Origin of the sequence: Cupriavidus lacunae (assembly GCF_003353055.1) — a bacterium.
Lineage (GTDB): Bacteria > Pseudomonadota > Gammaproteobacteria > Burkholderiales > Burkholderiaceae > Cupriavidus > Cupriavidus lacunae.
The window spans coordinates 117751-124541 of record NZ_QKWJ01000018.1; the positions used below are offsets into that span (position 1 = coordinate 117751).

7 protein-coding genes are annotated in these 6791 nt (G+C 68.0%); 3 read left to right on the forward strand and 4 right to left on the reverse strand.

What is annotated here, in order from left to right:
* Positions 1–243 precede the first annotated feature (243 nt).
* Positions 244–1431: a helix-turn-helix transcriptional regulator gene (locus tag DN412_RS16675; protein ID WP_115212641.1), complete on the reverse strand. Its 1188-nt coding sequence runs from the start codon at positions 1429–1431 to the stop codon at positions 244–246.
* A 233-nt stretch (positions 1432–1664) separates the two neighbouring features.
* Between DN412_RS16675 and DN412_RS16680 the strand changes: the two genes are divergently transcribed.
* Positions 1665–2495, forward strand: coding sequence for an SDR family NAD(P)-dependent oxidoreductase (locus DN412_RS16680; RefSeq protein ID WP_115212642.1), 831 nt, complete (start codon positions 1665–1667; stop codon positions 2493–2495).
* Positions 2496–2539: 44 nt separating this feature from the next.
* Entirely contained in the window at positions 2540–3439 is a 900-nt protein-coding gene (locus DN412_RS16685; RefSeq protein WP_115212654.1) for an NAD-dependent epimerase/dehydratase family protein, read from the forward strand.
* A 45-nt stretch (positions 3440–3484) separates the two neighbouring features.
* Here DN412_RS16685 and DN412_RS16690 read toward each other — a convergent pair whose 3' ends face one another.
* The 3 genes from DN412_RS16690 to DN412_RS16700 are packed head-to-tail and all read right to left on the reverse strand — an operon-like array spanning position 3485 to position 5542.
* Positions 3485–4243: an SDR family oxidoreductase gene (locus tag DN412_RS16690; RefSeq protein WP_115212643.1), complete on the reverse strand. Its 759-nt coding sequence runs from the start codon at positions 4241–4243 to the stop codon at positions 3485–3487.
* 25 nt (positions 4244–4268) lie between these two features.
* Entirely contained in the window at positions 4269–5126 is an 858-nt protein-coding gene (locus DN412_RS16695; RefSeq protein ID WP_115212644.1) for an SDR family NAD(P)-dependent oxidoreductase, read from the reverse strand.
* The gene (locus DN412_RS16700) at positions 5123–5542 is read right to left on the reverse strand and encodes a nuclear transport factor 2 family protein (RefSeq protein ID WP_115212645.1); all 420 of its coding nucleotides are present in this window, start codon (positions 5540–5542) and stop codon (positions 5123–5125) included. Before DN412_RS16700 ends, DN412_RS16695 begins: the two co-directional genes overlap by 4 nt.
* Before the next feature lie 208 nt (positions 5543–5750).
* Between DN412_RS16700 and DN412_RS16705 the strand changes: the two genes are divergently transcribed.
* Entirely contained in the window at positions 5751–6617 is an 867-nt protein-coding gene (locus DN412_RS16705) for an SDR family NAD(P)-dependent oxidoreductase (protein ID WP_115212646.1), read from the forward strand.
* Positions 6618–6791 lie beyond the last annotated feature (174 nt).

Genomic DNA, 6791 nt, shown 5'->3' on the forward strand with positions numbered 1-6791 from the left:
TGGTACAGGTGCCGGCCGGGGCCGGACAGGTTGATGCGTGCGCGGAACAGGAACGGGCGTGGACAACACGCGTCGCTGCGTCCGTCTGACGTGCCATCCGTGTGCCGCGCCCGCTTGTCGGATGCATGCTAGGGGCGCGGACGGGGGGTCTCATCCTCCATTCGGACTAGGAGGATCGATCATCGGGCCGCAAGGGCGCAAAGCGTGTCCTGGAACACGCGTGCATGGATCAGGCCGTGGCGCTCACCCGAGCGTCACGACACTGCTCAGCAACATGCGCACCAGCGTGGCCTGCCGCGTGACCCCCGTCTTGGAGAAAATCGCGCGCAGGTGGGCGCGCGCCGTGTTCTTGCTGGTGCCCAGCGCCTCGGCGGCCTCGTCAAGCGTCATGCCGTCGGCAAGCACCAGCGCCAGCGCGGTTTCGGCGGGCGTGAGGTCGAACAGCTTGCGCACCACCTCGTGCGAGGCGCGCGACTTGCGCTCGGGATCGCGGATAAAGATCGCGCAAGCCGGGCGATGCCGGTGGTCTTCCGGCCATTCGCTGAGCGGAATGGTGCGGATCAGCACGCCGAGCTTGCCGCGCCCCGAGGGGCGGGTGATCGACATGGCCTCGGCCAGCGCCGGTGCGCTGCCGTGGTGCCCCATCTGGGCACGGCGCAGCAGGTACTGGAACTTGCGGCTTTCCTGTGCGTAGGCGATCTCGAAGTTGCCGCCGTTGAGGCGGATGCCGTCGTTCTCCGCAAGGATTTCGTCGGCTTCCGGATTCCTCTTCAGGATCGCGCCGGCTGCGTCGAGGATGACCATGCCCACCAGCATGCGGTCGATCGCGCCCGCATAGAGGCTGCGCTCCGATTCAACCACATCCAGCCGGGAATGCAGCCGGACCGCGCGCCTCAGGTGCGGCAGGATGGTGGCGCACGCCGCCTTGTCCACCTCGGAGAAGTCCTGCGCTTCGTACTGGCGGCAGATGCGCAGCCGGCACTCGACGCCGTCTTCCGTGCGGATGTCCGCGCCCAGCAGGTAGCGGACGCCGAGCGGCTGCAGGAACTGCCGGTAGATCTCGCTGCGGCACCAGTTGCCGGCGCCCATCGCTTCGTCGACCGTCACGGCCCGGTCGGTGGGCAGGTTGATGAAGGGATCGATGGCGTAGTAGTAGGTGTTGTACGACGCCTCGGCCTCCAGCGAAGTGCCGTGCTGCGACGCATGCACCGCGATGCCACTGCGGTCGCTTGCGGGCGAGCGCAGGATGAAGCTCACGTAGCTGGCATCGAGTTGCTTGCGCAGCATTTCCAGCGCGCGGCCCCAGGGCACGGGTTCCATCGGCCCTTCGTAGACCGCCGCCAGCAGCGCGCTGAACTGCGGCAGGCTCAGTCCGGACTGCGCAAGCCAGGGCGACGCCATCTCTTGCGCCTCAACGGTCGCCATCAGCATTGTCTGTCTCCTGTTTCCACGCCACATGCGTGGGCTGACCGGTGCTCTGCGACACCTGGGCAGCGCAGATTATAGGGACGCTGCCTGCCGATGTCCGGCGCGCGGCGTTCGCATTTGCCCTAGTTTGCGCCCTTCTCGGTGTTTTCCCTGACCTGCAATCGGACGATGCCCGTCCCGCCTGCCACCGATCCAATGCCTGCACCCCGCAGTGCAACCAAAGGAGAACAACTCAGATGGATTTCACCGACAAGACCGTGCTGGTCACCGGCGGCGGCGCCGGCATCGGGCTCGCCACCGCGCAAGCCTTCCTGGAACAGGGTGCGCGCGTGGCGCTGATCGAGATCGATGCGCAGCGCGCCGAACAAGCCCGGGCGCTGCTGGGCAAGACCGGCGCAGAGGTGCTGGTGGTACGGGGCGATGCGGCCGATGCCGGCACCGTGCGCGAACTGGCTGCGCAGATCGGGCAGCGTTTCGGCGTGTTGGATGTGCTGGTCAACAACGTCGGCGATTTCCTGCGCATCGCCAAGCCGTTCGAGCACTATGCGGACGACGAGATCGCCAGCCTCTACGCCGCCAATATCGGCCACGTCTTCACCGTCACGCGCGCCATGCTGCCGCTGCTGCGGCGCAGTGCGGCCGGCAGCATCGTCAGCGTGTCGTCGATCGAGGCCTTCCGCGGCATTCCGTACTGCAGCGTCTACGGCGCCTTCAAGGCAGCCATCACCGGCTTCACGCAGAGCCTGGCGCTGGAGCTGGCGCCGGCGGGCATCCGCGTCAACCTGATCGCCCCGGAGACCACCGAAACGCCGCAGGTTCCGGTGTCGCAGATGGTCGCGGCGGAACACCAGCACCATATCCCGCGCTGGATTCCGCTGGGACGCTTCGGTACGCCGCGCGACATTGCCGACGGCATCCTGTTTCTGGCCAGCCCGCGCGCTGCCTGGATCACCGGCACGGCGCTGCATGTCAATGGCGGCGCCCTGGCCGCGGCCGGCTGGTATCGCGACCCCAAGGGCGCGTGGACCAACATGCCGGTCATTGGCGGCAACGGCATGAACCTCTGATGGCCGCGCACCGCGGCCACAACCACCCCACCAAGGAGACAAGCATGAAGATACTGATCGTCGGCGGCACCGGCATGATCGGGGGCCACGCGGCCCTGCACCTGCGCAGCCGCGGGCACGACGTCACCATCGCGGGACGCAACCGCCCCGCGCCTGGCACGGCGCTGGGCGAACTGGACTTCCTGCGCTACGACTATGTCGCCAACGACGTGCCGGCCGCGCAACTCGGCGCCTTCGACGCGCTGGTCTTCGCCGCCGGCAACGATGTGCGCCACGTGCCGCCTGGCGGCGACGAAGCCGCACACTGGGAACGCGCCAATATCGAGGGCGTGCCGCGCTTCTTGCGCGCCGCGCGCGATGCCGGGATCCGGGTCGCCGTCCACGTCGGCAGCTTCTATCCGCAGGCGCAGCCACGGCTGGCCGAGGAGAACGCCTACATCCGCTCGCGCAAGCTGGCCGACGAAGGCGTGCGCGCGCTGGCCACCGATGCCTTCCGCGTGAGCAGCGTGAACGCGCCGTTCGTCGTGGGCACGGTGCCGGGCCTGATGGTCCCGATGTTCAAGGCCTATACCGACTACGCCCGCGGCAACTTTGCGCCGATGCCGGATTTTGCGCCGCCCGGCGGCGTCAATTTCATCTCGGCTACTTCGCTGTCGGAAGCGATCGAAGGTGCGCTGCTGCGCGGCGAAAATGGCAAGGCCTACCTCGTGGGCGACGAGAACCTGTCGTTCCAGGACTATTTCGGTGCCTTCTTCCGCGATGCGGGCCGCCAGGTGCCGCCAGTCATCGACCAGGAGCATCCGTTGCTGCCGGACTCGGCCATCTGCTTCGGCAGGGGCAACACGCTCTACTACGAGCCGGATGCGGCCGAGACCGCCCTGCTCGGCTATCGGCGCCGCGACATCCTGCGTACGGTCGGTGAGATCGTGTCGCAGTACAGCTAGCCCGGCACTGCGGCGGCCCGCGCAAGCAGGCCGCCGCAGCCGGCCTTACAGCCCCGAGATCAACTGCGCGTTATCGATGCGCAATTCCGCGCCATTGATAAAGCGCGACGCGTCCGAAGCCAGGAACAGGACCAGGTTGGCCACATCCTCCGGCTGGCACATACGTGCCATCGGGTCTGTGCCGATGCCCAGCGCGGCCGGATCCAGGTCTGGCACCAGCGCCTGCGTCATCGGCGTCCAGACGCCATCGGGGTGGATCGAGTTGCAGCGGATGCGGTAGCCGCTACGCTTGCAGTGCACGGCCACGCTGCGCGTCAGCGCGGTGACAGCACCTTTCGCGCCGCTGTACGCACACATCATCGGCAGCCCGCCCAGCGCCGCCACGGAAGACATCACCACGATGGAGCCTCCGGCGGGGTTGCCCTTCATCGCCTCCACACCGAACTTGCAGCCGAGGAAATAGCCGTCGGCATTGACACGCATGACCTGCCGCCAGGCGTCGAGCGAGGTTTCCTCGATCGACCCGAGCGGACAGATGGCCGCATTGTTGACCAGCACATCGAGCCGGCCGAAGCGATCCTGCGTGGCGGCCATGGCCTTGCGCCAGCTCTCCTCGCTGGCAATGTCGTGGCGCACGAACAGTGCCGCATCCCCGATCTCCCGGGCCAGTGCCTGCCCGGCCTCCTCGTTGACATCGCTGATGACCACGCGTGCGCCCTCGGCCGCCAGCAGCAGCGCGTCGGCGCGCCCTACCCCGCTGGCCGCGCCTGTCACCAGCGCGACCTTGTCCTTGACTTGATGCATCGTTTCTTTCCTTGGATTGTCGGATTCAGCCGGCTTCGGGGATCCTGCCGGCCAGCACGGCTTGCAGCGCGGCATCGCCATACACGGCGGCCACGGTTTCATCGAGGATGGGATTGCCGCGCAGCTCGCTGCCGCCGTCCACGGCGATGCTCTGGCCTGTCACCCAGCCCGATTCCGGCCCCGCCAGGTAGCGCACCGCGCTGGCAATGTCATCCGGTTCGCCGGCTCGGCCCAGCGGCATCTGCGCGACGAACTTGTCGAGGATAGCCGGGTTGTCGAACATTGGTCCGGTCGCGCCGGAACGGGTGAGCCCGGGGCGCACCGCATTGACGCGGATGCCGCAACCCGCCAGCTCCTCGGCCGCGGCGCGCACGAACGCTTCCAGACCCGCCTTGGCGGCGCAGTACGCCGACAGCCAGCGGCAGGTCATGCGCGCCGCGTTTGACGAGATGCAGACGATCGCGCCGCCATGCGGTGCCATCAGCGGCGACGCGTGCCGCACCGCCAGGAACGCGCTGGCGATGTTCAGCTCCAGCTCCGCCATCAGCGAGGCGGCGTCATGCATCAGCAGCGGACGGAAGCCGCCCCCGCCGACCGTCGCGACCACGATATCGACGCGTCGCGCCAGCTCCCAGGCCTGCTGCAGCGCGGCCTGCACGTCATCCTCGCGGCAAGCGTCGCCGACGCTGATTGCCACGGTGGCGCCGGCCACCTCTGCGCACAGCCTGCGCCGTGCCGCTTCCAGCGCCTCGCGCCGCCGTCCCATGAGTACGACCGCGGCGCCATCGCGCAGCAGCGCCAGCGCGCTCGCGGCACCGATGCCGCCGGCGCCGCCGGTGACGAGTGCCGTCTTGCCTCCGAGTACACGAGTCGTCGTCATCATGCCCCCCGCAGCGGCAGGTCCTGCGTCCAGTCCACCAACAGCTCGCGCACGGCAATGCGCCACTGGCCGTCGCGTCGCACGAAGCGGTCCTGGTAGCGGATGCCCCAGTCGAGCTTGCGCGGCACGCCGTCCTGTTCGTACAGGTGGTTGGCGACGCAATAGGTCTCGCCGGTCGCGGTATCGCCATCGACTTCGACCAGTTGCTGGTGCACGTGATGCTGCGTGCCGCTGTACTGGCCGAGCGCTGCCATGCCATCGGCAATGGCTTGCGGTCCGTCCATGCGGAAGCCCGGCCCGGTCAGCCGCGCATCCGGTGTGAACAGTTCCTGCAGGCTCGGAAAATCGCGCCGGTCCACCGCCTGCGCATAGCGGCAGGTCAGGGCATGGATGGCTTGCTTGTGCTCCAGTTCAGACATGGCCAGTCTCACTCCTTGTTGTGACCGCCGGTGCCGCGATATGCCGCGCGGGCGGTCGTTGGGATGCGGACTATCGTCGGCCTTGCTGCGCCGGGGGCCATCGTCCGCGTGGAGTAACCGGACCGGGTACTGCTTAGTCCGAACGAAGGATGTCTCGACGCCGCGCCCGCCCCAAGCTTCGATGACCTCACTGACAAAGGAGACAGACATGAAGCAGGCGGAACAGGCCATCGTCGCCGTCGTCACGGGTGGCTCGCGCGGTGCCGGAAAGGGCATCGCGCTGGCGCTCGGCGCGGCAGGCGCTACGGTGTACGTGACCGGACGCACGGAGCAGGAAGGCAGCGCGCCGCTGCCCGGCACCATCCACGCCACGGCGCGCGAGATCGATGCGCTGGGCGGGCGCGGCATCGCGGTCGCGTGCGACCATCGCGACGATGCCCAGGTGGCGCGTCTGTTCGGGCGGGTGCGCGAGGAATCCGGACGGCTCGACATCCTGGTCAACAACGCCACCTTCCTGCACGACGAACTGATCCTGCCGGGGCCCTTCTGGCAGAAGCCGCTGGAGATGGCCGGGATCCTCGACGTGGGCCTGCGCTCGGGCTACGTGGCCAGCTGGCATGCCGCGCCCATCATGGCCGCGCAAGGCCGCGGGCTGATCGTGTTCACTTCGTCGTTCGGTGCCAACTGCTATATGCACGGCCCGGCCTACGGCGCGCAGAAGGCGGGTATCGACAAGTTCGCGCACGACATGGCGGTCGACCTGCGGCCCTACGGCGTCGCGGCGGTGTCGCTGTGGATGGGGCCGTTGCGCACGGCCCGCACCCTGCAGGTGTGGGAGAAGCATCCTGACAAGTACGCGGCCTTCGCGCCAGTGGCGGAGACGCCGGAGTTCACGGGCCGCATTATCGATGCGCTGTACCGCGACCCCGCGCTGATGGATAAATCCGGCCGGGTGCTGATCAGCGCCGAGGCGGCGCTGGCCTATGGCATCGTCGATGCCGAGGGCGTGCAGCCGCCGTCGTACCGGCAGGCACTGGGCGGGCCGCCGCCGGTGCATCCGGCGATCGTGGAATAGGAATTGGGCATGCGGGCGCATTGGTGCTTGCCACCACCCCTCGCGTACGTACCCCTCTCCCGCAAGCGGGCTTGCCTTTACCCACAACTTCCGGCGGCTTACTCGTTTTTCTGGAAGATCCGATACATTTCGGTGATTTCGTGCAAAACGAGGAAGCCGCGCCAGAGGACAGTA

Excerpts from the sequence above, each read along its gene's own strand:
- DN412_RS16675 (WP_115212641.1), bottom strand. The coding sequence starts at position 1,431 with ATGCTGATGGCGACCGTTGAGGCGCAAGAGATGGCGTCGCCCTGGCTT.
- DN412_RS16680 (WP_115212642.1), top strand. The coding sequence starts at position 1,665 with ATGGATTTCACCGACAAGACCGTGCTGGTCACCGGCGGCGGCGCCGGC.
- DN412_RS16685 (WP_115212654.1), top strand. The coding sequence starts at position 2,540 with ATGAAGATACTGATCGTCGGCGGCACCGGCATGATCGGGGGCCACGCG.
- DN412_RS16690 (WP_115212643.1), bottom strand. The coding sequence starts at position 4,243 with ATGCATCAAGTCAAGGACAAGGTCGCGCTGGTGACAGGCGCGGCCAGC.
- DN412_RS16695 (WP_115212644.1), bottom strand. The coding sequence starts at position 5,126 with ATGATGACGACGACTCGTGTACTCGGAGGCAAGACGGCACTCGTCACC.
- DN412_RS16700 (WP_115212645.1), bottom strand. The coding sequence starts at position 5,542 with ATGTCTGAACTGGAGCACAAGCAAGCCATCCATGCCCTGACCTGCCGC.
- DN412_RS16705 (WP_115212646.1), top strand. The coding sequence starts at position 5,751 with ATGAAGCAGGCGGAACAGGCCATCGTCGCCGTCGTCACGGGTGGCTCG.